This window comes from Acinetobacter sp. S-1, assembly GCF_059579785.1.
On the sequence record NZ_CM184207.1, the window covers coordinates 961341 to 983982 of the forward strand.

General features: G+C 38.2%; 18 protein-coding genes and 1 pseudogene. 10 read left to right on the plus strand and 9 right to left on the minus strand.

Annotated features, from left to right (window positions below; translation table 11 throughout):
- Window positions 1-9 precede the first annotated feature (9 nt).
- Window positions 10-942 carry an electron transfer flavoprotein subunit alpha/FixB family protein gene (locus AC52J8_RS04655; RefSeq protein ID WP_002118921.1) on the plus strand — a complete coding sequence of 311 codons (933 nt, stop codon included), beginning with the start codon at window positions 10-12 and terminating at the stop codon, window positions 940-942.
- 365 nt (window positions 943-1307) lie between these two features.
- Entirely contained in the window at window positions 1308-4022 is a 2715-nt protein-coding gene (gyrA, locus tag AC52J8_RS04660) for a DNA gyrase subunit A (protein ID WP_086399760.1), read from the plus strand.
- A gap of 44 nt (window positions 4023-4066) precedes the next feature.
- Here gyrA and AC52J8_RS04665 read toward each other — a convergent pair whose 3' ends face one another.
- From AC52J8_RS04665 to AC52J8_RS04680, 4 genes are read right to left on the minus strand one after another with little or no spacing between them, the layout of a single operon-like run.
- Complete coding sequence (locus AC52J8_RS04665) at window positions 4067-5164, minus strand: A1S_2622 family ABC transporter permease subunit (RefSeq protein ID WP_496538884.1); 1098 nt, start codon at window positions 5162-5164, stop codon at window positions 4067-4069.
- On the minus strand, window positions 5161-6291 hold the full coding sequence (locus tag AC52J8_RS04670) for an ABC transporter permease (RefSeq protein WP_197738973.1): 1131 nt from the start codon (window positions 6289-6291) through the stop codon (window positions 5161-5163). Before AC52J8_RS04670 ends, AC52J8_RS04665 begins: the two co-directional genes overlap by 4 nt.
- 3 nt (window positions 6292-6294) lie before the next feature.
- Entirely contained in the window at window positions 6295-7416 is a 1122-nt protein-coding gene (locus tag AC52J8_RS04675; RefSeq protein WP_086399763.1) for an HlyD family secretion protein, read from the minus strand.
- A 12-nt stretch (window positions 7417-7428) separates the two neighbouring features.
- Window positions 7429-8916 carry a TolC family protein gene (locus AC52J8_RS04680; RefSeq protein WP_086399764.1) on the minus strand — a complete coding sequence of 496 codons (1488 nt, stop codon included), beginning with the start codon at window positions 8914-8916 and terminating at the stop codon, window positions 7429-7431.
- A gap of 385 nt (window positions 8917-9301) precedes the next feature.
- Between AC52J8_RS04680 and serC the strand changes: the two genes are divergently transcribed.
- A complete protein-coding gene (gene serC / locus AC52J8_RS04685) occupies window positions 9302-10381 on the plus strand; it encodes a 3-phosphoserine/phosphohydroxythreonine transaminase (protein WP_086399765.1) in 1080 nt (359 codons plus the stop codon).
- Window positions 10382-10619: 238 nt separating this feature from the next.
- Here the strand turns inward: serC and AC52J8_RS04690 are convergent, their stop codons facing one another.
- A complete protein-coding gene (locus tag AC52J8_RS04690) occupies window positions 10620-11561 on the minus strand; it encodes a hypothetical protein (protein WP_086399766.1) in 942 nt (313 codons plus the stop codon).
- 246 nt (window positions 11562-11807) lie between these two features.
- Between AC52J8_RS04690 and AC52J8_RS04695 the strand changes: the two genes are divergently transcribed.
- Entirely contained in the window at window positions 11808-12296 is a 489-nt protein-coding gene (locus tag AC52J8_RS04695) for a YaiI/YqxD family protein (RefSeq protein ID WP_078210287.1), read from the plus strand.
- Window positions 12297-12303: 7 nt separating this feature from the next.
- Window positions 12304-13212: a DMT family transporter gene (locus AC52J8_RS04700; protein ID WP_005067734.1), complete on the plus strand. Its 909-nt coding sequence runs from the start codon at window positions 12304-12306 to the stop codon at window positions 13210-13212.
- Window positions 13213-13241: 29 nt separating this feature from the next.
- Here the strand turns inward: AC52J8_RS04700 and AC52J8_RS04705 are convergent.
- Window positions 13242-13343 (minus strand): annotated as a pseudogene (locus AC52J8_RS04705) (PilZ domain-containing protein); the annotation flags it as partial.
- A 128-nt stretch (window positions 13344-13471) separates the two neighbouring features.
- Between AC52J8_RS04705 and AC52J8_RS04710 the strand changes: the two are divergent.
- The 3 genes from AC52J8_RS04710 (at window position 13472) to AC52J8_RS04720 (ending at window position 17902) form a co-directional block, all read left to right on the plus strand.
- A complete protein-coding gene (locus AC52J8_RS04710) occupies window positions 13472-14707 on the plus strand; it encodes a lipoprotein-releasing ABC transporter permease subunit (RefSeq protein WP_004790618.1) in 1236 nt (411 codons plus the stop codon).
- Window positions 14700-15386, plus strand: coding sequence for a lipoprotein-releasing ABC transporter ATP-binding protein LolD (gene lolD, locus AC52J8_RS04715; RefSeq protein WP_002118798.1), 687 nt, complete (start codon window positions 14700-14702; stop codon window positions 15384-15386). Before AC52J8_RS04710 ends, lolD begins: the two co-directional genes overlap by 8 nt.
- Window positions 15387-15469: 83 nt before the next feature.
- Window positions 15470-17902, plus strand: coding sequence for a DNA internalization-related competence protein ComEC/Rec2 (locus AC52J8_RS04720; RefSeq protein ID WP_086611516.1), 2433 nt, complete (start codon window positions 15470-15472; stop codon window positions 17900-17902).
- Here AC52J8_RS04720 and AC52J8_RS04725 read toward each other — a convergent pair.
- Window positions 17855-18838, minus strand: coding sequence for a lysophospholipid acyltransferase family protein (locus AC52J8_RS04725; RefSeq protein WP_086399769.1), 984 nt, complete (start codon window positions 18836-18838; stop codon window positions 17855-17857). The two genes, AC52J8_RS04720 and AC52J8_RS04725, sit on opposite strands and share 48 nt — an antisense overlap.
- 133 nt (window positions 18839-18971) lie before the next feature.
- On the opposite strand from AC52J8_RS04725, the gene sppA reads away from it, so the two are divergent.
- Both sppA and AC52J8_RS04735 read left to right on the plus strand, forming a co-directional pair.
- Complete coding sequence (gene sppA, locus AC52J8_RS04730) at window positions 18972-19988, plus strand: signal peptide peptidase SppA (RefSeq protein WP_086399770.1); 1017 nt, start codon at window positions 18972-18974, stop codon at window positions 19986-19988.
- Window positions 19989-20011: 23 nt separating this feature from the next.
- On the plus strand, window positions 20012-20812 hold the full coding sequence (locus AC52J8_RS04735) for an alpha/beta fold hydrolase (protein ID WP_002118584.1): 801 nt from the start codon (window positions 20012-20014) through the stop codon (window positions 20810-20812).
- 75 nt (window positions 20813-20887) lie between these two features.
- Here AC52J8_RS04735 and purN read toward each other — a convergent pair whose 3' ends face one another.
- Both purN and purM read right to left on the minus strand, forming a co-directional pair.
- Entirely contained in the window at window positions 20888-21517 is a 630-nt protein-coding gene (purN, locus tag AC52J8_RS04740) for a phosphoribosylglycinamide formyltransferase (protein ID WP_086399771.1), read from the minus strand.
- Window positions 21514-22584, minus strand: coding sequence for a phosphoribosylformylglycinamidine cyclo-ligase (gene purM, locus AC52J8_RS04745; protein ID WP_086399772.1), 1071 nt, complete (start codon window positions 22582-22584; stop codon window positions 21514-21516). Before purM ends, purN begins: the two co-directional genes overlap by 4 nt.
- Window positions 22585-22642: the final 58 nt, after the last annotated feature.

The window sequence follows — 22642 nt, forward strand, 5'->3', positions numbered from 1 at the left end:
GATAAAATCATGAGTATTTTAGTTATCGCTGACCACAACAACCAAGTACTTAACGGTGCTACTTTAAACGTTGTTGCTGCAGCACAAAAAATCGGTGGTGATATTACTGTATTAGTTGCTGGTTCTGGTGCTCAAGCAGTTGCTGATGCTGCTGCTAAAGTTGCTGGTGTAAGCAAAGTTTTACTTGCTGACAACGCTGCTTATGCAAACCAATTAGCTGAAAACGTAGCTGGCCTAGTTGCTGACTTGGCTAAAGGTTACAAATACGTTTTAGCTGCTTCTACAACGACTGGTAAGAACATTCTTCCACGTGTTGCTGCTCTTCTTGATGTAAGCATGATCACAGATATCATTTCTGTTGAATCTGCGAACACATTCAAGCGTCCTATCTACGCTGGTAACGCGATTGCAACTGTTCAATCTGACGAAGCAATCATTGTTGGTACTGTTCGTGGTACAGCATTTGATCCAGTTGCTGCGGAAGGTGGTTCAGCTGCTGTTGAAACAGTTGGCGAAGTAAAAGATGCGGGTATTTCTCACTTCGTATCTGAAGAAATCGTTAAGCTTGATCGTCCAGAATTAACTGCGGCTCGCATCGTAGTTTCTGGTGGTCGTGGTGTAGGTTCTGGTGAGAACTACCATAAAGTACTTGATCCATTAGCTGACAAGCTTGGTGCAGCACAAGGTGCTTCACGTGCAGCAGTTGATGCGGGCTTTGTACCTAACGATTTCCAAGTTGGTCAAACTGGTAAAATCGTTGCGCCTGAGCTTTATGTTGCTGTAGGTATTTCTGGTGCGATCCAGCATTTAGCTGGTATGAAAGATTCTAAAGTTATTGTTGCAATCAACAAAGACGAAGAAGCGCCAATCAACAGTGTTGCTGACTACTGGTTAGTTGGTGATTTGAACACTGTAGTACCAGAATTGGTATCTAAACTTTAATCTTTACCGATTAAAGCTAAAAAACCCTTAGTTTTTACTAGGGGTTTTTTATTATGGATAGTGTCCTGAAATGTATAACTGAAACTTTTATCTCATTTGAGGTTTGATTTTTATAGAATAAAAATCACATAGTTTTATTAAGAATAGAACGTGCTCGTTATAGCGATATGATAAGAATAATATGCAATTAAATTATACAAATATCACCAGATTGGCGGTGTAGATTCCGCACATTACACAGTGCTTTTATGCTATAGTATACAGCTATATTTTTTTCGATTTTAGTTCAGTTTCCGGAACTAAATTTTTTGCAAGATCAAGACATATAAGCAGATGGAAATTTCTATCTGTAAGAAGGAGTATGCATGAGCGTATCGGAAATCCGACCGATTGCCATTGAGGACGAACTCAAGCATTCATATTTAGATTACGCGATGAGTGTAATCGTATCTCGTGCATTGCCGGATGTGAGAGACGGTCTTAAACCTGTTCACCGTCGTGTGCTTTATGCCATGCACGAATTGGGCAATGACTATAACAAAGCCTACAAGAAATCTGCGCGTGTTGTTGGGGACGTAATCGGTAAATATCACCCTCACGGTGACTCAGCTGTTTATGAAACCATTGTACGTATGGCTCAGGACTTTAGCTTACGTTATTTATTGGTAGATGGTCAGGGTAACTTCGGTTCGATTGATGGTGATAGCGCAGCTGCAATGCGTTATACCGAAGTCCGTATGACCAAGCTTGCACACGAGCTTCTTGCAGATCTAGAAAAAGACACGGTTGACTGGGAAGATAACTACGACGGATCTGAGCGTATTCCTGAAGTACTTCCGACACGTGTTCCTAACTTGTTAATTAATGGCGCTGCTGGTATTGCCGTAGGTATGGCAACCAACATGGCACCGCATAACATGACAGAAGTTGTGAATGCGTGCTTAGCCTATGCTGACAATCCGAACATCTCGATTGAAGGATTGATGGAATACATTACGGGTCCTGACTTCCCTACAGGCGGTATTATTTATGGTAAATCAGGTATTGTTGATGCCTACCGTACAGGTAAAGGCCGCTTACATATTCGTGGTAAGTACCATTTCGAAGAAGATGAAAAGACAGGCCGTACAACTATCGTCTTTACTGAAATTCCATATCAAGTAAACAAAGCAAGAGTTATTGAGCGTATTGCTGAGTTGGTTAAAGAGAAAAAACTTGAAGGTATTTCAGAACTTCGTGATGAGTCTGACAAAGAAGGTATGCGTATTGCAATTGATTTAAAGCGTGGTGAAAACGCTGAAGTCGTTGTAAATAACTTATTCTTAAATACCCAGCTCGAAAACTCATTCAGCATCAATATGGTTTGTCTTGATAACGGACAACCAAAATTGATGAATCTGAAAGATATTATTGCGGCATTTATCCGTCACCGCCAAGAAGTTGTGACACGCCGTACCATGTTCGAACTGCGTAAAGCACGTGAACGTGGTCATATCTTAGAAGGCTTAACAGTTGCTTTAGCCAATATCGATGAAATTATCGAGACGATTAAAACTTCTGCTAACCCTGCTGAAGCGCGTGAGCGTTTACTTGCAGGTGAGTGGGCTGGTGGTGGTGTCGTTTCATTGCTTGAAAAAGCTGGTGCAATTTCTGTTCGTCCAGATGAAATCGAAGGTGAAGATCCAAATCGTCCATTTGGTCTAACCGATTCAATTTACCGTTTATCACCAACACAAGTAGGCGCAATTTTAGAATTACGTTTACACCGTTTAACAGGTCTTGAACAAGACAAATTACATGCAGAATATACTGAAATCTTAGGTCAAATCGCTGAACTTACTGCAATTTTGAATGATTTCAACTTATTGATGGCTGTAATTCGCGAAGAGTTAGCACTGGTACTACAACAGTATGGTGATGGACGTCGCACTGAAATTATTGAATCACGTATTGATTTTAGCCGTGAAGATTTAATTCCTGAAGAGCAAGTTGTATTAACGGTTTCACAAACAGGTTATGCAAAAACTCAACCACTTTCAGACTATCAGGCTCAGCGCCGTGGTGGACGTGGTAAGTCTGCAACTTCAATGAAAGATGATGACTTTATTCAACATCTCATTGTAGCTTCAAACCATGCGACTGTGCTGTGCTTTACCAACGTAGGTAAAGTATATCGTCTTCGTGTGTTTGAAGTGCCTCAAGCATCACGTGGTGCCAAAGGCCGTCCGATTGTGAACTTGTTACCTTTAGATGCGAATGAAACAGTAACAGCTATCTTGCCGTTAACTGAGTTCCCAGAAAACCATTACGTGTTTATGGCGACAGCATCAGGTACGGTTAAACGTGTTGATTTAGAGCAATTCGCTAATATCCGTTCAAATGGTTTACGCGCAATTGAACTCAATGAAGAAGATACCTTAATTGGTGTTGCGATTACTGATGGTAATCAGCAAATCATGTTGTTCTCGAACGAAGGTAAGGCAATCCGTTTTGCTGAAACTGACGTACGTGCAATGGGTCGTACTGCGAAAGGTGTTCGTGGTATGCGCGTGAGCTTTGCAAGCAGTACTTTAAGTGAAGAAGATGCAGATGTTGAAAATGATGAATCAGATGACAATGATGATTCAGCAGATTCAAATTTAGTAAGCCGTATCGTATCGCTTGTAGTTGTACCTGAAACAGGTGAAGTACTGTGTGCAAGTGCCAACGGTTATGGTAAACGTACTCCAGTAAATGACTTCCCGACTAAGAAACGTGGCGGTAAGGGCGTCATTGCGATTAAGACAAGCGAACGTAACGGTGAGCTTGTTGGTGCAGTGTCTATTGATGAAACCAAAGAATTGTTACTTATTTCTGATGGCGGTACATTAGTTCGTACCCGTGCAGCAGAAGTTGCGATGACTGGTCGTAATGCACAAGGTGTACGCCTAATTCGCTTAAGCGAAGAAGAAACTCTAGTAGGTGTTGTGTCTATTGAAGCTGTCGAAGATGAAGAAGAGTTTCTCGAAGGCGAAGTAGATACTACTGAAACTGATAGCGAAGAAGTTGTATCAAATAATGAAGATGCTTCTGAAGAGTAAGTAAAACTTAAATAAAAAAGGAAGCATAAGCTTCCTTTTTTATTTTATGAAGAAGTTTTTTTAACAAGCCGATAATAAGATAAACTCACCAATATTAATCCAAGGGTCCCAAGAAAAATCAGCTTTGGTACAACCGTGGCTAATGGAACACCCATCTGGTTAAGTTGCACAAACATTTGTACCCCATGTGTGGAAGGTAAACACCACGCAAGCCATTGTAACCATTCAGGCATGGCTTGATGAGGCCAAGCAGCTCCGGTTAATAAGAATAAAGGTACTGAGCTAAACACAATAATATGTCCGGCACGTTCCGGCATATCTAAAAGTGAACCGATCAGCATGCCTAATCCAATCACACAACTAATAAAAATTGGAACGGCAATGAGTAGACCTATAAAATTTCCACCGTGTGGATAGTCATTTAACCACAAGGTAAAACCAAAAAGATAAAAACACCCTAAACAACCAATCGTAAATATACTTGCGAAAACTCCAGCGAGGCGAACAGCTGTAATCTTTTCACGTTGCTCACGATAGCTAGCTATTAACATTGCCAAACCTAGCACAATCGTTTGATGAATAATCAAAGATGCAACAGCCGGAAAAATATAACTTCCATATCCTGAAAGTGGATTAAATAACGGCACTTGATGAATAGAAAGCGCTGGCTGGAAATGAGTGCGCTGTCCAAATTTTTCAATATATTCTTTTAATGTAGCTTCTATCGAGGTTGCTAGACCTAAACCAATTTCTTTAGTTTTTAAAAAGTTGGTTGTGCTTAAGTATAAGCCGATTCCACCTGTTTCTCCTCTGCGTAAGCTTTGGGTTAAGTTATTTGGTAAAAGTAAAATACCATCGGCTTTTTGCTCACGTACCATTTGTTCAGCTTGTAAAAAATTGCTGGTAACGGTAACGATATGAACATGGGGGCTATTTGCACTTTGGCCAATCAATTGAGAAGTTAAGAGGCTTTGTTCTTCATCAATAATGACAATAGGAATAGATTCTGCACGCTCAGCTTTATAGGCGGTAGGATAAAAAAAGCTATAAAGAATGACCGATAAAATCAGAGTTGTGAAAACTGAGCTATTACTTACAATGTCTTTAAATGTTTGCCCATAAGCCTTAAAGAATTCTTTCATTGTGTTGCCCCTTGAACTAATTTTTTAAGCAATAGACAACTTAAAAAGAAGTAAATCAGGCAATAACCGATGAGTATTAAAAAAGGAATCATTGAAATGAAAATTGGACTGCCGATCACCCATTGTTCAGTTTGCAGCTTGGCATAAGGGGTATAAGGAATAATGAGTGACCAAAATTTGGTGAAAATAGGCGCATTATTTAAAGGTAGCGTAACGCCTGCGAAACTTAAAGAAGAGCCGCCATATACCGCGATAAAGCCAAAAGTTTTACTTAAATTTTTGGTTGCAAGAATGACGGTGCTACTAATCAAAGCGTAGGCAAAATAAAGTAAAAACTGTGCGCATAACAATAAACTAAGAGAACCTGCTACGAACCAGCCACGGATTTCGACTAGCCAAAACATCCATACCCATGTCCATGCACAAAATATAAGGCTATAAAGCAGATTTTTAGCCAGTAAGCCTTGAATAAAACTTTCTCGGTTTACCCATGCTGTTAATGTGCCACGTTTAAGCTCTTGTCCAATAGCAAAGGCAACACAGCAACACAGCAATAAGTGCAATACAGCAGGAACCATGAAAGGTTCTAAATAAAACTCATAGCTCATACTTGGATTATAAAGCGTTGAGATTTTTACATGAGCGGTAGGAACATCTAAATAGGGAATACTATTTGCAAGATAACTTTGACCAGCATAGTCTGCTAAAGCATTGAGGGTACTGACCAGCATTGCTGAAGAAATCGTATTTCCAACACTAAAAAAAGACTGGTTAAATGCAATGCTGATTTGAGCATCTTGCGCTTTCACAAAGCGTTTTTCAGCACCATCTGGAATAAAAACGTAACCCCATATTTTAGTTTCATTGAGTAGTTGTTCAGCCTCAGCAGAGCTTGCCGTAATTGTTTTAATGTCTACTGTATGATTCAACGAAAGATACTTTTCAATATTACGGCTGAGTTCACTTTGGTCTTGATCAATAATCGCAATTGGTAAGTGTTCAGCTTTACCTGCGTAAAACATGCTGCTAAACATGAAAATGATAAAAGCAGGGATAAGTGTCACCATACACAAATCCCATTTATTACTTTTTAGATAGTTTAGTTCCCGTAATATACTGGCAAACATGCTTTATTTTTCTTCTTTAATTTTAAATAGAACGCTCATGCCAACCTTTAAATCTTTGACAGGACTTTCAGGCACCAGATGTAATTTGAAGCTACGAATATCATAGCCTCCAGTTTGGCGAGTCGTTTTAATGGTGGCAAATTCACCTTCAGCATCTATATTCTTAATTTTAAAATTCACATTCTGATTAAGTGCTGGAATGAATCCTTCAAGGATTTTATTTTTATAAACAGAGGCATATTGATTTTCACCCACGTTTAAACTTACCCATAAATCATCATCTTCTAAAATGCTAACAACAGGCACACCCATAGCGACTAATTCAGAAGGCTTACCATAAGTTTTTGAAACTGTACCCGAAATCGGAGAGAGTAAGCGTGTTTCTTCCTCTAAAGCTTTTGCTTCAGCTACCGCTGCTTTTGCAATTTCAACCTGTGCATCTGCTGTAGATTTTTGCTGGCTAGTGCTTCCACGTTTTGCACGAGCATATTGTTGATAAGAGGCTTCACTTAATTCTTGAGTAGAGGTCTGTGCTGCGAGCATTTCATCTCGTCTTTGACGTGAAATGACGCCTTGTCTATATAAATTTTCACCACGTTGGTAAGTAGTTTTTGCAAGGTTTGCTTGTGCTTTCGTGCTTTGCCAGTTGGCATAAAGAGTATCGATATTTTCTTGTTGAGAACCGCGGTCTACCGTAGATTGAAATGCTAAAGCCGATTGTAAGGTAGCCAAGGCTTGTTGCTTTTTAGCTTCTATTTCCGGACTAACCAAACGAACAAGGGGTTGGCCTTTGGAAATTTTCTGGCCTTCTTGTACATAAATTTCTTCAATACGACTTGGAACTTTTGTACTTACGTGAATAGTCTCGGCTTCAACTCGGCCTTGTAATTCAATAGGTTTAGGCTGATAGCTTTTCCACAAACCAAAAATAATTAAACCTAATAAGGCAATAATGATCAAACCAATAATCAGTTTAATTTTGGAGTTTTTAGGAGGATTGGCGTCATTTTTATTTGTACTTGATTCTTGATGGTCACTAACAGGATCATCTTTTTTAACTTGAGTGGTTTCTGCTGTATCCGCAACAGGAGAATCTTGTTCTGAATGAGCTGAGTCTTGATTCATTTTATACTCCCATTAACGAATATAGTCGGTATGTGGTTGATTAACGTAAGCTTTAAACTGGTCAATTGAGCCATGACTTTGCAGTAAAGTTGCGAGTGACATGACATATTTATAAGCATTTAAAGCCATTTCAGTTTTTAACGCACTTAATGCATTTTGTGCATCAATCACTTGGGTTGCTGTACCCATTCCTTCACGAAAAGAAAGTTCTTGAATACGTAGGTTTTCTTGAGCAGCATTTACGTTTCTTTGTAAAAGCTGATGACTTTGTTGAGCAGAGTTAAGCTCGTTATATGATTTATTCAAAAGTGCTTCAATCTCTTGTTTAGTGCGTTCAGTCATGAGCTCTGAAGCGTAACGCTTTAATTCAGCGGCATGAATATTCTTATTTTTATCTACCCCAGAAAATAGATTGTATTTTGCCATTACACCGACAATCCAGTTTTCATTTTCATCAAGCGCATATTCACCAAATGCAAATAGACTTGGTTTTTTTGCGGCTTGTTGAGCTTGAATATTTACGTTAGCCAGTTGAGTATCCATCTGCATTTTTTGTACAAGGCTAGATTTTTGCGAATAACTGGTTAAAAGTGATTCTAGAGACTGGCTTGGAGTGTTATTTACAAATAAAGGTGTACTTAAATCTACATTATTTTGTTGATGTAAAAGGTTATTAAGGCTAAAGCGGCTGGCGTTTAAGTTAGCTTGAGTATTTTGTAAAGTACGTTCTGCATTATTACGAGCGACTTCAAACTGCATGCGTTGCCCTTTACTAATAAATCCTTGTTGTTCCAGCTTTAGGGCATTGCTGTAATGTTTTTGCATCGCATTAAAGTTAAATAAGCTACTTGCGACCAGCTGCTGCTGTAATTGCACATTAAAGTAACTTTGTACTACTTCAAATCGCTGTATATCTTGCTGTTGTTGGCTTGAAAGTTCAGAGCGCTGTGCTTGTATATTTGCTATTTTTTTAGCGCTACTGGTTAAGCCGCCTGTATAGAGTGGCATTACGACTGAAATCGAAGGGCGTACCACCTGATCTTCGATAGTCAGATTCGCATAATCAGGAAAGCGATTTATACCATCATGTATGGTTTGGTTTGCGCCTTCTTGAACTTGTCCCAGCACATCTGATGGAATGACATTGTTCCACTGTGAAAGTTTATCGTTGAGTCCTTGGCTTAAATCATTTTCAAGTTTTTGTTTAAAAGAGCCAAGAGGTACATCTGTTTCACTATGAAAAGCGTAGGCTCTGACATTTAAATCAACTCTAGGTAATCCCAGGCCCTTTACTGCTTCAGCTTCTAATTGAGATGCTTGCTGTAATGCTTGGTTGGCTTGAGTACTATATGAACTTTTCAAAGCTTGTTGTTCTGCTTCAGCATAACTTAAGCTTCCGGCGTATAAATGATTAGTGAAAAAAAAGCCTATAGCCAAAGCAAGATGTTTTGGTTTAAATGAAAAGGGAAAAATAGAATGTCTATATCGATATGTTGGCATTTTAAATAACAATTTTTGGCATCCCTTATAGTTTAAATTTCTTGTTATTAAATTCAATTATCATCTTGTTTATTATACATTTGTATAAAAACATGGTGGTTTTTAGCTCCTTTAATTATTGAATTTACTAAGCCAATATTTTTGTAATAGCTATCAAGGTATGTGAAATGATAATCACAAGTCAAGTTGATCTTTTTGCTTAAAAATTTTTTTAAATGAGGAAGCTGGTCATTAAAACTAAAGAAATAACGACAACAATAATTGAAAAAATAAAGCTAAATACAGTCCAGCATTGAAATATTTACTTGAGAAGCTGCTGCAAGCTTAAGCAATCTGTGGTTAAATGCCATTTTTATTGTGTTTGACTTTATACAAGGGAAAAATCATGCGCGCGTACAATTTCTGTGCTGGTCCTGCTGCATTACCTACTGCCGTTTTAGAAAAAGCTCAACAAGAATTGTTGGATTGGCAAGGTAAAGGTCTATCCATCATGGAAATGAGTCACCGTAGTGCTGACTATGTTGCTGTGGCTGAAAAAGCTGAAGTAGATTTACGCAAGTTAATGAATATTCCAGAAAACTATAAAGTACTGTTTTTACAAGGCGGTGCGTCATTACAATTTTCTGCGATTCCTTTAAACCTTTTAGGTAAGAACAGTAAAGCCGATTATATTCACACCGGTATCTGGTCTGAAAAAGCGTTAAAAGAAGCAAAACGTTATGGCGATATTAATGTTGTAGAAGCTGGCATTAAAGTAGATGGCAAGTTCGCAATTTCTGAACAAAGCGAATGGAATTTATCTGATGATGCAGCATATGTACATTATGCGGATAATGAAACGATTGGTGGCTTACAGTTCGCAGGAATTCCTGATGTAAAAGCGCCACTTGTTTGTGACTATTCATCAAGTATTTTATCTGCTCCATTAGATGTGACTAAGTTTGGTTTAATCTATGCTGGCGCACAAAAAAATATTGGTCCTGCTGGTTTAACAATTGTCATTATTCGTGATGACTTACTTGATCAGGCTAAACCAGAAATTCCAAGTATTTTAAAATATGGCGACCAAGCCAAAAATGGTTCTATGGTAAACACACCATCGACTTACGCTTGGTACTTGTCTGGTTTGGTATTTGAATGGTTGCTAGAGCAGGGTGGGGTAGAGGCTATTCATAAAGTGAACCTTGAAAAAGCTCAGTTGTTATATGGTTATATCGACTCAAGCGATTTCTACAATAACCCGATCGCAATTCCAAACCGCTCAATTATGAATGTACCGTTTACCTTGGCAGACGAAGCTTTAGAAAAGCAATTCTTAAAAGAAGCGGAAGCTAATCACTTGTTAAATTTAGCTGGCCACCGTTCTGTCGGCGGTATGCGTGCAAGTATTTATAATGCCGTACCATTAGAAGGCGTACAGGCTTTAATTAACTTTATGGATGATTTTGCAAAGCGTAATGGTTAAGCAAATCAAATAAATAAAGCCCTCAAATGAGGGCTTTATTTATTGAATAAGTTATAAATTAAAAAGGCACTAAACCAAACTGGTGCATGAATATGGCAGCTAAGAACATACCCAAGACAAAAAAGCAAAACGCACCAGTATCGACCTTTACGCGCAGGCTACTGGATTGAATGAGGCTGGTAGTTTGTTCGGGTATAATCTTCATTCAATAACCTAATTATTAAAATATTAGTGAAATTCAATTAGTTTCACCCTTTTTAGCACAAATAGTCGCCTGAATCCAGATATTACCGCGAATATATTCGCCAATATTAAAGTTTTTATACAAATCGTTTTTGGTCGCAATGCGCACTAATATGGCAGGAAGATCATCTTCTAAAACCAAAGTGACATCATAAAGGGTATATTCTGCCCCCATAAATGTCATAGAAGTTTTACCAACAATATTACCTTGGAACCATGCTTCGTCTTCTTGACCAAGATTTTCACCATATAAATAAGCAACCATTTTAGAAAAATCAACGGTTACAGGTTCTTGATCTTCTGGAGTTTTTGGTTGCCATTCATTAATGAGTTCCTGTAAGTTTTCAGGAGCGATACCATTATGTTCAGTTAAAATTGCATTTAATGCACGGTGATGTTTGATAGAAGCGGGGTCATCAACAATGATTTTTTCACCTGCTGGAACAGGTTCTAATTCATAAGCCCATGCATTAAATTGGACTTGATAGTTTTGATTTTTATCATATTGACAGTAGTTAACACTAAATAAATTATCAAATGCATAAACAGTTGTATTTTTATTTAGTCTTAAACTTAACACAGCTTGTGTAGCAGAGTCGCAAGTAATGATGCGTTCAATTTTCGCATTATATTGATATGGACTTTCGAAACTTGGGAAGGCTGTTTTAAGCGCGCGAGGTTTTTGGTTTTCAACAGCAATAATTTGATTGATCGTAACTTTTTGGTCTTGTGGACCTTGAATGAGCCAAAAAGATTGATCCATGTCTTCTTCATGTTCACACAAACCCATTGGCATTACAGGTGCATCAAGTGCCAGTCCTAACCATTTTGGTACATCTGTTTCGGGATGGGGGGTCAATAGATTCCAATGTTCTCCATGACTACCAAAATTTTGGTCATTTACTTTAATAACTTCTGGACTGTTTTGATTTTTCATAAGCACGATGCTGTTGGGTTCACATTACTTGTTATATTAAATCGAGGGTGTTTGCTATTTTTCAAGTCACCATATGTAAATTCTCTTGTAAAAGCGCGTATTTAGTCATTTAAGGGGAAGCAACGTTTCTATTTATAAGTTAAAAGTACGTTTAACTTATAAAAAATTTAAATGTTGAAATTAAAAATCAGTTTAATCGTTATTTTTACTCACCTTAGAAAAGCATCTGTTAGACTAATATTTTTAGTGGAAATAGAGAATAACGTGCTGCCATTTAAGCTATGGGTAGACGCAGACGCCTTACCGAAAATTTTACGTGAAGTGATTTTACGTGCATCAGATCGTTATCAATTAGAAGTCATTTTTGTAGCCAATCAAAATGTTGGGATTACGCCTTCTGTTCGTATTAAATCAATACAGGTTTTAAGTGGTGCCGACCAAGCAGATAAAGAAATAGTTGATCGTATGGTTGAAAATGACATTGTCATTACGCAGGATATTCCACTGGCAGCTCAGGTGATCGAGAAAGGTGGAGTTGCTATTCATCCCCGTGGTGAAGTCTATACAACGGCGAATGTTAAAGCGCGTTTACATCTACGTGATTTTATGGATACGCTTCGTGGTGCAGGTGTGCAAACTGGTGGACCGCCTCCTATTTCCGAGCGAGATAAACGTGAATTTTCAAGTTCATTAGATCAAACGATTTTAAAGCAAAAACGTAAAACAGCTAAGTGAGCATCGCATGCCATCGCAAACCAATTTGGCTCTAACCTATGCCTTGTTAGTGTTTATCTGGGCAACAACTCCTTTGGCAATTGTCTGGAGTGTGTCTGATCTACATCTGATGTGGGCATTGTTATTACGCTTTTTTATTGCACTGCCTTTGGCTGTCATCATATTGCTAATTTTGAGAACACCTTTTCCAACGCATCGACAAGCAGTTCATAGCTACATTGCCGGATCTTTTAGCTTAATTGGTTCTCAAATTTTCACTTATGCCGCAACCCAATATTTAAGCTCAGGCATGATCGCACTTATGTTTGGCTTAGCACCGATTATGGCGGGGCTTATTGGTCGGTTTGCTTTTGGCCAACAACTTTATAAGCTGCAATGGTTGGGTATGGCAATTGCGGTCTGTGGGTTAGCTATTATTTGTCTGAGCGGTGCGAATCAGCATGTACACCCGTTTGGTATTGTTCTGATGCTGATCAGTGTGTTTGTTTATTCATTTTCAATTTTCTGGGTCAAGAAAGTTAATGCACAGATCCAGCCGATGGCTCAGGCAACAGGCTCTATTTTAGTGTCTTCTATTTTTGCTAGTTGTTTTATTCCATTTATTTGGCAATATGCACCAACACATTTGCCTGAAGCCAAATCTTTATTTGCCTTAATTTATACGGTACTCATGGCTTCACTCGTTGCCATGTTCTGTTATTTCAAACTTATACAAAATATTCAAGCAACAACTTTATCTTTAACAACGGTCATTACACCTATGTTAGCGATGATCATTGGGGCTGCTTTAAACCATGAACAACTTTCAATTATGGTTTTTGTAGGCGCTTTCATTATCTTGTCTGGACTCTTTTTATATTTCTATAAAGACATTCAGGCAAACCGGAACTTTGCTCAACATATGAAGTCTAAATAGGAGAAGATTTGGGTAATTTGTTGAGCTTATTCATTAAATTGTTCTAATTCGTAGCGAAATGCACGATCAAATTGATCTCCCAACTCAACTAGTAGAAAATAGCGCAGCAATATAATATTAGGATTGTTAAGGATAAGTCAGAACTTACTGATTTTTAAACCTTAATACAGCATCTAACGGTATGGCCAAATAGTAGATGTGGGTGCAATTTGCTATCAACATCTTATATTTTCCATCAATGACCTTGGATTTAGAAGGTATGTTTAAACCAATCTCACTGTATATAGGGTTGAGATATACTCGCGCAAGACGCAGTAATCATTTTATTTCTTTTATTGCATTGGTTTCGATGGTCGGTTTGACACTAGGTGTCGCTGTGCTGATTACAGTACTTTCTGTCATGAACGGTTTCGATCGCGAATTGAAAAACCGTGTGTTAGGAATGGTGCCGCAAGCAACAGTTTCATCTACACAAATCCTCACGGATTGGCCTGAACTCGTGAAGCGAGTTGAACATCATCCACATGTAACAGGGGTTGCACCTTTTACGCAATTGCAAGGTATGTTAACTGCGCAAGGGCAAGTCGCTGGTATTATGGTGACGGGTATTGACCCAAAATATGAAAAGAATGTCTCTATTATTCAAAACCATATTGTTGCCGGGAGTTTAGATTCACTTAAAAAGGGTGAATTTGGTATTGTGCTTGGTAAAGATATGGCTGATTCATTGGGCTTACGTCTAAATGACAGCGTGACATTGGTTTTACCTGAAGCAACGCCATCTCCAGCAGGTGTTGTACCTCGTTTCAAGCGTTTTAAAGTGGTTGGTATTTTTAGTGTAGGCGCTGAAGTCGACTCTATGGTGGGTTATATCGCTCTATACGATGCTTCAACCTTATTACGCTTACCAGATGGTGCCCAAGGTGTCCGTTTAAAACTAGATGATATTTTTGCAGCGCCGCAAGTTGCTGACGACTTAGTAAAAAGTTTACCAAGCAATTTCTATGCGACGAACTGGACCTATACACATGGTAATTTATTTAATGCCATTCAAATGGAAAAAACTCTAGTCGGTTTATTGCTTGTCCTTATTATTGTGGTTGCAGCATTTAATATTGTTTCATCATTGGTCATGGTGGTGACTGATAAAAAATCTGATATCGCAATTTTGCGTACATTAGGCGCTTCGCCGTCGATGATCACTAAAATATTTATGGTTCAAGGTACCGTGATTGGGGTGATTGGTACAGTTGCAGGTACGGTTTTAGGTGTAATTTTAGCTTTAACCATTAGCGATATCATTTCATGGTTTAACAATGTGTTGGGCTTAAATCTATTTGATGCTTACTTTGTACATTACCTTCCTTCTTATTTAAGATGGCAAGATGTGACGATTATCGTGATTGTTTCTTTACTTTTAAGCTTCTTGGCGACTATTTATCCGGCACTTCGTGCTGCCAAAGTTCAACCTGCCGAGGCACTGCGCTATGAGTAAAATTGTTTTAGAAGCGAAAGAAATATATAAACATTTTGATGACGGAAAATCTAAAGTTGAAGTCATTAAAGGTCTTTCTTTACAAGTTGAAGCAGGGCAGTTTGTTTCGATTGTCGGTGCGAGTGGTTCAGGTAAAAGTACTTTGCTTCATGTGCTAGGTGGTTTAGAGCAGCCAACTCAAGGGCAAGTATTTTTAAATGGTCAGCGTTTTGATAATTTAGGTGAAGCTGAACGTGGTTTTCAGCGTAACCAATACCTCGGTTTTGTTTATCAATTTCATCATCTATTACCTGAGTTTTCTGCGCTTGAAAATGTGGCTATGCCTTTAATGCTTCGTGCAGATAGCCAATTTAAATCTGTAAAAGCGCAAGCTGAATATTTACTTGATCGAGTTGGGTTATCTCATCGTATGGATCATAAGCCAGGGGAGCTTTCGGGTGGTGAGCGCCAACGTGTGGCTTTAGCGCGTGCTTTAGTCACTAAACCTGCGGTTGTTCTGGCTGATGAACCTACAGGTAATTTAGACCGTAAAACAGCTCTAGGTATTTTTGAATTACTTACCGATCTTAAGAAAGAACTCAACATGGCAATGTTAATTGTGACCCATGATGAGCATTTAGCTCAGGCTGCTGATTCTATTTTGCATATGCAAGATGGACTCTGGGTGAGTGGTTCTTAAAAAATTGTCATTAAATCACATTGTTAAAGCCCACTGAGTTGGGCTTTAATTTTGCCCCTAAAAAGATAATGATATGACTTTGCATGTTAAAACTTATTTTAATGGGGTGGATTGGGGGTATTGCATTTATGGGGATAGATATCCCTTTAATAATGCAATATGGGTGGTTAGGTAAAGTTTTGCTTGTTATGGGCTTTATTTTTTATATTTTTAAGAGAAATATTTTCTTAAATCGCCCCATATTAAAAACCATTTACTGTTTAGTCTGCGCTATTAGTTTTTTTACTATAGGACATCAATATGCTCAGTATGCCTTAAATGAAAGATTAGAACTGCGACAAATGCAGCCTAAATCTTTAGATATTATTGTGTATGTCGACCGTATAAGTGAAGAAAAAGAAGATAAGACACAGCAACCCGTTCAGGTATTAGGGCAGTCCTTACATCCCGTCAATTGGCTATTATATTTAAAAAATCAAAAAGTAAACTCGGCCATAGATGAGCCAAAATTAAAATTAGGTCATTATTATCGAATTTCTGGCAAAACCAAACCTGCTCATAGTTACGCAGTGGCTGGTGTTTTTGACCAAGAACAATGGTTCATTCAAAGAAATATAATGTCTGGTTTTAGTGTTCAGCATATTGAGGCTTTAAGCTCTGATGAAATTTATCAGTTGGGTTATCAACATCATTTAAAAGAGCAACAAAAATTCTTTAACAGACAAAAATTAAATATAGAAAAATTACGTCTAACATTTAGATTAATCTTAAAACAATCTCCTTTGCAAAATAAAGGTCTGTTATTAGCTTTGTTAACAGGGGATGAAAGTCTCTTAAATGATGAGATTAAAAATCAATTTAAGGAATTAGGAATCTCTCATTTGTTAGCCATTTCAGGGCCTCATGTACTCATTTTTGCCATCATGTTGTCTTGGGTATTACATCAATTAATAAGACGTTATTATCCGCAGCTTTATTTGCGTCAACCTAAACAAATATGGGCCATGATTCCATTATGTTTCGGTGTTTTAATTTATACGGCATTTGTTGGTTTTGAAATTCCCGCCTTAAGAACTTTACTCTCAGTATTTTTATTTGCTTCTTTGTTATTGATTAAAGTGCCTATTAAGCCATTTTCACTCTTGGTTTATAGTGCAAGTCTACTTTTACTTTTCGATCCCTTCAGTGTTTTATCAGCAGGCTTTTGGCTGTCTTATGGTTCTTGCTTTATTTTATTACGGATTTATCAAACTATAGAGCAGGTTCCAAATCTTGTTTCAACTAGTCTGTTATCTAAAATCATTCTTTTCGGCAAAATTTTAATTGAATCTCAAGGCAAAATATTTATAGCCCTAGGTCCTTTAATGCTGATTTTCTTTCAACAGATTTCATGGGTTGCGCCTTTTACAAATATTATTGCAGTTCCCTTACTTGGAGGAGTGATTGTTCCTTTAAATATTTTTGCTGCTTGTATATGGCTGATTTTTAATCCTATTGGAAGTTTACTTTTTCAAATTAATGATGTTCTGATCAGTATACTACTGACATGTTTTGGCTTTTTAGAGAAGTTATCTCTACCATTACAAGGTTTTAGCCTCACACCACTTGATTTAGTGTGCCTTAGCTTCGTTATTATTATCTTATTTTTACCGCGTGGGGTTTTACCCAAATCTTGGGGGCTAATATGCTGTTTACCCTTGATCATTCCAGATAAGTCGTCCCAGCAAATTCAATTAAATATTATAGATGTGGGGCAGGGGCAAGCTATTTTCTTGCAATACCCGCAGCAGACATGGTTAATTGATACGGGTGGTTCTTATGATGAGAAGGCTTTTAGTATTGGTCAAAATGTGGTAATTCCATATTTACGTCAAAAGGGAATTAAGCAACTGGATCACGTCGTACTATCTCATCTTGATCAAGATCATAGCGGAGCATTTCCTTCTATTGCTCAGACTTTTCCTATTAAACAAGTCATATCAAATGAATTATGGGCAGAGCAAATTAAAGAACCATTTACTTATTGTCATCAAGGTCAAAAATGGCAATATCCACAATTAGATATTGAAATTCTTTGGCCTAAAGAAAAAGATTTAAACTTAGTTTCTTCAAATCAAAATCAATATTCTTGTGTGGTTTATATTCATTTAAAACAGGTAAATGGCTATCAAAATTATTTAATCATGGGCGATGCAGGGTGGGAAGCAGAATATCAACTCATGAAAGAATATCCTGATTTAAAGGTAGATGTTCTGGTATTAGGTCATCATGGAAGTAAACATAGTTCAGCTTACGACTTCTTAGCGACGTTAAACCCCAAGCTTGTTGTTGCTTCTGCTGGCTTTAATAATCGTTATGGTCATCCAAGCAAAGAGGTTTTAGCGAGAGTACAAGCACTTAATCTTCCGTTTAAAAGCACAGTTGAGCAAGGAACATTAAGCTTTGTATCTCGCAATCAAGTGATGGTTTTATACACTCGACGTTTCGTACGTACTTGGCTTCACAGGAATTTGTGAAGCTTCTGCTTTAAGTCTATCTACAATTTGAAGTGCTTCATTCGGATCTATATTGTAAATATTATCTAAAGCGGGATTTGCTTTAAAACGTTTATAACTCCAGTGGTAGTGTTCTGGATAGTGCTGGATCAGTTGCTCAATGGCTTGATGAATAACAAAGGTTCCATCATCGGCACTACCTTCGTAAATTTTCTCATCCATAGGCTCAATATGCATTGTAAAACCGTCGTGTTCATTACGAATCGCATAAAGAAATAATGCTTTGGCTTTTGTTTTTTGGATGAGCTTGGCGCTTAAATTACTTGAGGCAAGTGGTACACCAAAATAATTGATCATATCCCCACCAATATTAGGTGTATGGTCGGGTAAAATTACAGTGGTTTCGCCTTGTTTGAGTGCTTTAAAAATTTGTCGAACACCAGTCTCATCGGTAGGTACCAAATTGGCTTGTTCACGGCTACGTGCTTCTCGAACAAAACGGTCTGCATCTTCATTTTTTACAGGCTTGTATAAAATAGTCATGGAAGTGAACTGGGCACACCAAGCATTCATGATTTCCCATGTACCAAAATGTGGAACAATCAATACCACACCTTTTTTTGCTGCCAGTGCTTCATGAAAGTAATGTTCACCTTCAATATGGTGAATACGTGAAATATTCTTACTATTTGATGAGCCCCAAATACTTAAAAACTCGAAGTATGAGGTTAACTCATTACGAATAGCTTGTTGTGTAATATCTATTCGTTGCTGTGGTGTTAAGTGGGGAAGAGCAATTTGTAAGTTAAGTTCTATACTTTTTGACGTTCTAGTAATTTTTAAAGTATTGACTAACCCTGCCAACATACGGGCAATAAAACGTCCAAATTGAATGGGTTGACGGCTAAAAGTTTTGAGTAAGTAATAGTTCATGCTTTTTACATCTAGTTTGGTCATCTATCGCGGTAAAAAGGAGGCAACAAGTAAAAAAAGATAAAAATATTATAAATGAAATCATATAATTTAGACAGTTTTTATCAAATCAACGTATATAATGACATCATTTTAGATTGATTTGGATTGGAATTTTATGTCCGATTGGCCACCAAAACCACAAAATGAACCTATAATCCCTAAACAAAATGGACCAGAATGGCAAATTCTTGAGAAGGCTGTACTCGCTTCAGTAGAAGAGCAACGCCGTAGTCGTCGTTGGGGTATCTTCTTTAAAACATTAACTTTTATTTATCTATTATTCATTATTGTACTCATGGGCAAAGGCTGTTCAACCAGCAAAGAAGGCTCTGCTGTAAGTAGCAGTAGTGCTCATTTGGCAGTGGTGGATATTATTGGAACGATTGATGCTTCGAGTAATCAAGCGGTAAATAGTGAAGATACGAATAAAGCGCTTAAACGTGCTTTTGAAGCCTCAAATAGTAAGGCTGTTGCACTTAACATTAACTCACCTGGCGGTTCTCCAGTTCAGTCTGATGAAATCTGGCAGGAAATTCGTTATTTGAAAAAACAGCACCCTGATAAGAAAGTTTATGCCGTTATTGGTGATATGGGGGCATCGGGTGCGTACTATATCGCTTCTGCTGCGGATGAGATTATTGTCAACCCATCAAGTTTAGTGGGCTCAATTGGTGTAATTATGCCTAACTATGGCATTACTGGTTTAGCTCAGAAGCTCGGTATTGAAGACCGCACTTTAACTGCCGGAACGAATAAAGACATTTTAAGTATGACAAAACCGATTGATCCTGTTCAAAAGCAACATATTCAATCTGTTCTTGATAATGTTCATACTCACTTTATTACCGCAGTGAAAGAAGGCCGTGGTAAGCGTTTGAAATCGAATGATCCAGCTATTTTTTCTGGCTTATTCTGGACGGGTGAACAAGCAATTCAATTAGGTGTTGCTGACCGTTCAGGTAATATTACGAGCTTGATGCGCGAACTAAACCTTGATAATAAAGTTGACTACACAATTGAGCGTAACCCACTACAATCCATTTTGGGTCGTATGGGGGCACAAATCGGGCAAGGAGTAAGTGAATCTATTACTCAAGAGGTGCAGACTAGTCAAAGCGCAAAATTACAATAAATCTGTATTTTTAGGATAACGGTATGTCAATGAAACCGGTTATACACTTTGCGCATGCCAATGGTGTGCCATCTATGGTGTATCAAAAATTGTTTGATCAATTAAAAGATGAGTATGACGTAATTTATGTTCCACTCATTGGTCCTGACAAACGTTATCCTGTGACTAACCATTGGCCTGCTTTGGTTGATCAAGTTATTGATAGTATTGTGCGTCAGGCGAAAGGACGTAAAGTCATCGGATTAGGCCATTCTCTTGGTTCGGTTTTAACATTGATGGCATCTTTTCGACGTCCTGAACTGTTTTCTCAAGTCATTATGTTAGATCCGCCTCTTATTTTAGGGCGATATTCATTTGCTTTTCATATGGCAAAATTATTTCGTCCTAAATTGGTTGATGCGATGACACCGGCGGGCTTATCTGCACGTCGTCGTGAACATTGGGAGTCGAGAGAGCAGGCTGCTGAGTTACTTCGTCCTAAAGGATTTTATAAAGATTTTGATGAAGATTGTTTTCAGGCTTATATTGATTATGCTTTGAAAGAAGATTCGATTCGCGGTGGAGTAACTTTAACGATTTCTCGTGAAGATGAAGTTGCAATTTTCCGTAAAAATCCTTCTTGGTGGTGGCTGCCTATGCCAAAACCTAAGATGCCTGTGCATTTAGTTGTGGGTAAAGGAAGTGATTTCTTAAAAAGAGGCTTTCCTCAAATGGCAAAGCGAAAAATGGGAATCCCATTTACTGTGGTTGAAGGGGGCCATATGTTCCCTCTAGAGCATCCTATTGATACAGTAAATTCTATAAAGAAATTGATTCATCATTAATTAAATTAATTTAAAGCTTATAAAAAAGGACATGCCAGCATGTCCTTTTTTATTTTTGTTTGTTAGTAAAATACTTTACCAACTTGCAAAACGAATAGGGTCTTTTAGAACTTGATTACGGAAATAGGCTTGCCCATCTTTCCATGTAAGTTGACCGTTACACAGCCACTCTGCAACTTGTGGGTAGATAAAGTGCTCAAGTGTGTGCACTCGATCTGCTAATGAAGCGGCAGTATCATGTTCTTTAACTGATATAGCTGATTGGGCAATAGATTGACCAGAATCCAGTTCAGCAGTTACAAAGTGTACGGTACAACCATGCAAACGATCACCTGTGTTTAAAACACGTTGATGAGTATTCACACCTTTGTAAGCTGGAAGAAGCGAGGGATGTATATTCAGCATTTTCCCTTGCCATTTGTTGACAAAGGTTGGTGTTAAAATGCGCATGAAGCCAGCTAAAATAACTACATCTACTTCCCAAGCTAAGAGTCGCTGATGCATTGCATCATCAAACACTTCGCGCGTTGGAAAGTCTTTATGGGAGATAACCGCCGTAGCAATATTAGCTTTTTGAGCACGCTCTAGGGCATAAGCATCTGCTTTATTAGACAGTACACCTACAATTTGCCCTGATAGATTTGCATCTATCAAGGCCTGTAAATTACTGCCATTCCCAGAGACTAGAACAGCAATTTTTATCATGCAAAGATCACACGAATTTTTTCGTCTGCACCTTCCACTGACTCAGTATTTTCTTGGATGTGTCCGATTTTCCAAGCTTTTTCACCTTGAGCATTAAGTACTTCAATTGTTTTTTCAGCATCATTTGCATCAACAGCAATAACCATACCTACACCACAGTTAAAAGTACGGTACATTTCAAAGCGTTCTACATTACCTTCGCGTTGTAGAAGTTGGAACAATTCAGGCCATTCCCAAGAAGATTCATCAATAACCGCTTGAGCACCATTTGGCAATACACGAGGTAAGTTACCTGGTAAACCACCACCAGTAATGTGCGCCATAGCATGAACATCAACTTGTTTGCAGAGTTCCAGAACTGGTTTTACATAAATACGAGTTGGTTCCATTGCTACATCAGCAAGAGGACGACCATCAATCGTTTGAGTTAAATCAACGTTTTTAACGTCTAAAATTTTACGTAGTAATGAGTAACCATTCGAGTGAGCACCACTTGATGCAACACCAATAAGTACGTCACCAGACTTTACTTTAGAGCCATCAATAATTTTGCTTTGCTCAACAACACCAACGGCAAAACCAGCAAGGTCGTAATCTTCGCCTTCGTACATGCCTGGCATTTCTGCGGTTTCACCACCTACAAGTGCACAACCTGCAAGCTCACAACCTTTACCAATACCAGTAACAACATTTGCAGCAACGTCAACATTTAAGTGACCAGTCGCGTAATAATCAAGGAAGAATAATGGTTCTGCACCACAAACTAAAAGGTCATTTACACACATAGCCACAAGGTCTTGGCCGATTGTGTCATGACGATTGAGATTAAGGGCCAAACGTAATTTAGTTCCTACACCATCGGTTCCAGAAACTAAAACAGGCTCTTCATAACCTTTAGGAATTTTGCATAGTGCACCAAAGCCACCAAGCCCGCCCATTACTTCAGGACGACTTGTACGTTTAGCGACTGACTTGATACGATCGACCAGTGCGTCGCCCGCTTCAATGTCGACACCCGCATCTTTGTAGCTTAAACCGGTATTTGGGGTAGAAGTTGAGTTGCTCATAAATGAAGTCTCCGCATTGGCGGCAGATTATAACCTGAATATACGAAACTCTTATGTT

What these genes read in the sequence shown, in the direction of transcription:
- AC52J8_RS04655 (WP_002118921.1), top strand. Translation starts at nt 10, where the DNA reads ATGAGTATTTTAGTTATCGCTGACCACAACAACCAAGTACTTAACGGT.
- AC52J8_RS04735 (WP_002118584.1), top strand. Translation starts at nt 20,012, where the DNA reads ATGTCAATGAAACCGGTTATACACTTTGCGCATGCCAATGGTGTGCCA.
- AC52J8_RS04690 (WP_086399766.1), bottom strand. Translation starts at nt 11,561, where the DNA reads ATGAAAAATCAAAACAGTCCAGAAGTTATTAAAGTAAATGACCAAAAT.
- AC52J8_RS04725 (WP_086399769.1), bottom strand. Translation starts at nt 18,838, where the DNA reads ATGACCAAACTAGATGTAAAAAGCATGAACTATTACTTACTCAAAACT.
- AC52J8_RS04700 (WP_005067734.1), top strand. Translation starts at nt 12,304, where the DNA reads ATGCCATCGCAAACCAATTTGGCTCTAACCTATGCCTTGTTAGTGTTT.
- AC52J8_RS04710 (WP_004790618.1), top strand. Translation starts at nt 13,472, where the DNA reads ATGTTTAAACCAATCTCACTGTATATAGGGTTGAGATATACTCGCGCA.
- gyrA (WP_086399760.1), top strand. Translation starts at nt 1,308, where the DNA reads ATGAGCGTATCGGAAATCCGACCGATTGCCATTGAGGACGAACTCAAG.
- sppA (WP_086399770.1), top strand. Translation starts at nt 18,972, where the DNA reads ATGTCCGATTGGCCACCAAAACCACAAAATGAACCTATAATCCCTAAA.
- AC52J8_RS04670 (WP_197738973.1), bottom strand. Translation starts at nt 6,291, where the DNA reads ATGTTTGCCAGTATATTACGGGAACTAAACTATCTAAAAAGTAATAAA.
- serC (WP_086399765.1), top strand. Translation starts at nt 9,302, where the DNA reads ATGCGCGCGTACAATTTCTGTGCTGGTCCTGCTGCATTACCTACTGCC.
- purM (WP_086399772.1), bottom strand. Translation starts at nt 22,584, where the DNA reads ATGAGCAACTCAACTTCTACCCCAAATACCGGTTTAAGCTACAAAGAT.
- AC52J8_RS04675 (WP_086399763.1), bottom strand. Translation starts at nt 7,416, where the DNA reads ATGAATCAAGACTCAGCTCATTCAGAACAAGATTCTCCTGTTGCGGAT.
- purN (WP_086399771.1), bottom strand. Translation starts at nt 21,517, where the DNA reads ATGATAAAAATTGCTGTTCTAGTCTCTGGGAATGGCAGTAATTTACAG.
- AC52J8_RS04680 (WP_086399764.1), bottom strand. Translation starts at nt 8,916, where the DNA reads ATGCCAACATATCGATATAGACATTCTATTTTTCCCTTTTCATTTAAA.
- AC52J8_RS04665 (WP_496538884.1), bottom strand. Translation starts at nt 5,164, where the DNA reads ATGAAAGAATTCTTTAAGGCTTATGGGCAAACATTTAAAGACATTGTA.
- AC52J8_RS04720 (WP_086611516.1), top strand. Translation starts at nt 15,470, where the DNA reads ATGTTAAAACTTATTTTAATGGGGTGGATTGGGGGTATTGCATTTATG.
- lolD (WP_002118798.1), top strand. Translation starts at nt 14,700, where the DNA reads ATGAGTAAAATTGTTTTAGAAGCGAAAGAAATATATAAACATTTTGAT.